General features: G+C 61.8%; 2 protein-coding genes and 1 pseudogene. All 3 read right to left on the bottom strand.

Translation table 11 applies throughout. The features are described 5' to 3' along the window. Window positions 1-952 (bottom strand): cyanide-forming glycine dehydrogenase subunit HcnB (gene hcnB / locus DBR24_RS21485; protein WP_177490656.1); only part of this gene is annotated, 952 nt, incomplete at its 3' end. Next, window positions 949-1,263, bottom strand: a complete 315-nt coding sequence (locus DBR24_RS21480) for a (2Fe-2S)-binding protein (RefSeq protein WP_123462962.1) — start codon at window positions 1,261-1,263, stop codon at window positions 949-951. The genes DBR24_RS21480 and hcnB, both read right to left, overlap by 4 nt. 482 nt (window positions 1,264-1,745) lie before the next feature. Further along, a pseudogene (locus tag DBR24_RS21475) lies at window positions 1,746-2,246 on the bottom strand (hypothetical protein); the annotation flags it as partial.

Below are 2,246 nucleotides of genomic sequence, written 5' to 3'. Positions count from 1 at the left end.
CTTCCCCGCCGCGAATCCCGCCCATGTCGCCGGCCAGGTGCACATGGGGTTCGCTGCTTTGCTGCCAGATATTGGCGTTGGCGCGCAGATAGCCGTCGTCGCTGAAGCCGTGATCGAGGCCCATCTGCTGACTGAGTTGGGTGCGCGGGATGAAGCCGTAACCGACCGCCAGCGTCTGCGCTTCGAAGCGTTCGACACGGGACAGGTCCGGCTCCCACGTCGCCGAATAGGGCGCGACGCTGACACTTTTCAGTTCGCCTTCGCCGTGGGCTTCGACCACGCCCCAGCCGTAATTCATCGGGATGCCGTGCAGTTTCAGGTACGCGAGCATGCTCAGGCCATCGAGGAACAGCTGCGGCTTGTTCAACAGCGCCAGACTCTCGCGGGCGATCTTGCTGAAGACGCAGGCCTCATACACCCCCGCCACACGCACGCCCGAGGCGTGCAGCTGCGTCGCTACCAGCGGCAACAACGGCCCGGTGCCGGCAATGATCACCGGCCCTTGCGGCTTGACCACGCCGCTTTTGATTTGCAGTTGCAGGCCACCCAGCATGATGACCCCCGGCAGCGTCCAGCCGGGAAACGGCACACTGCGTTCGTGGCAACCGGCAGCCAGCAGCACTTGCGGGTACTCGATCGAGTGCAGTTGCTCGTCGCCGTCCAGCACCACCAGTGCCCGCGAGCCCTCGGCGCCGATCACGCGATGGTTCAGACGCACGTCGATCAACCCGGCCTGCGCCTGAAAATCACCGTGCAGTTTGCCCAGCACTTCAGCGTAACGCGGCCCCAGATAATCCAGTTGCACGCCATCGCGCAGCGGCCCGCGATAGACCACCCCGCCAAGGCGCGACGCTTCTTCGAGCAGGGTACAACGCACGCCGTGCCGGGCCAGTTCGATGGCCGCAGCCATGCCCGCCGGGCCGCCGCCGACGATCAACGGTTGCTGACTCATACGACCTCCTGCGCGGCGACGCGGTTGACCTGGGTCTCGATGCGCATGCCGTCGCGCACCACGGTCTGGCAGGCGCGGCGCTTGTGCCGGCCGTTGATTTTGACCAGGCAACACTGGCACACGCCCATGCCGCAGTAGGCGCCGCTGATCTGGTCATGATCGTTGCGGGCAATCTGGCGTACGCCAAGGGATTGAATGACGCTGAGCACGGTTTCGCCGATGGCGGCGGTCACTGGTTGGCCGTTGATGTGGACGGTCATATCCGCCTGGGTCAAAGGCTGAATATCGAAGGTTCGTTCTAGGCAGTGCATTGCAATGTTCATCCGTGAAAAGGTTCAGGGGAGTTCTACGTCAGCTCCTTGCTGCACTCTGCCTGGCGACCCGTTGTGGTTTTTGGTGGGATCTGCCGGGCGACTCCATGAGCGCAGCAAATTGCGCACCGGAGCACTGTAGTCGATACCGCGACAAGGGCCTGGATCTTTTAAGTTAGGTGATCTCGCCCAAGGGAATATTGATCCAGATCGTTAAAACATCTCTCCCTGCAGGCACTGCTGCGGGTTGCGATCTCTTGATCCTGTTTTAAAAAATCAAGGTCAAAGGATCACAGCCTTCGACAGCCCCTGCGCAGGTCAGCGGCAACAATGAAAAAGCCGCTTTCACCGTGAAGTGGAAGCGGCCGAGGCAATGAACCCCTATAGAGCAATCAGTGCACGAACAGGGCGATCAGAATGATGATCGGGATCGGTACGCCGAGGAAAAACAGCAGTAGTGAGCGCATGGTGGTTCTCCTTGATTAACGGACCGGGGTGGTCGTGGTGTAAGTGTCGACTTCAACGTACTCGACCGCATCGCGACGACGACCGCCGAAGGTGGCGGCGAAGCTGGCGAAGAACGCACCGGCCAGCAGCGAGATGAACATCCACAGCGACGTCCAGGCAGCGACTTTGGCAGCGGTGTCGGCGGCTTCTTGAGCTTTGACTTTGGCGTCGGCGATGGCTTTCTGGGTACGTGCGTAGATTTCATCGACGCGACGTTCGGCATCGGCCTGGGTCAGGTTGGTCCGTTGAGCGACGAGTTGCGCAAGGTAAGTACGGTCTTCGGCGCTGAGCTGACCATTGGCCAGGCTTTGCGCAAAGATACGAGTCACGGTGCCACGGGCGGCGTCATCGCTGACGGCTGCAGGACGGTCATCACGGAACAGGCTGTCGACGAAGTAACCGTACTGACTGCTGTCGGTGTTTGCCGCAGCCGTGCCGGCGGCCTGGGTAATGGCGCTGGCGGCACCGCCGGCGAC

It is taken from the genome of Pseudomonas sp. HMWF006 (genome assembly GCF_003061205.1).
Lineage (GTDB): Bacteria > Pseudomonadota > Gammaproteobacteria > Pseudomonadales > Pseudomonadaceae > Aquipseudomonas > Aquipseudomonas monsensis.
Note: the sequence above shows the minus strand (reverse complement) of the source record. Positions and strands in the feature narration are given on the sequence as shown.

Bases quoted from the DNA above. Each gene is read 5' to 3' on its own strand.
- DBR24_RS21480 (WP_123462962.1), bottom strand. From the start codon at position 1,263: ATGCACTGCCTAGAACGAACCTTCGATATTCAGCCTTTGACCCAGGCG.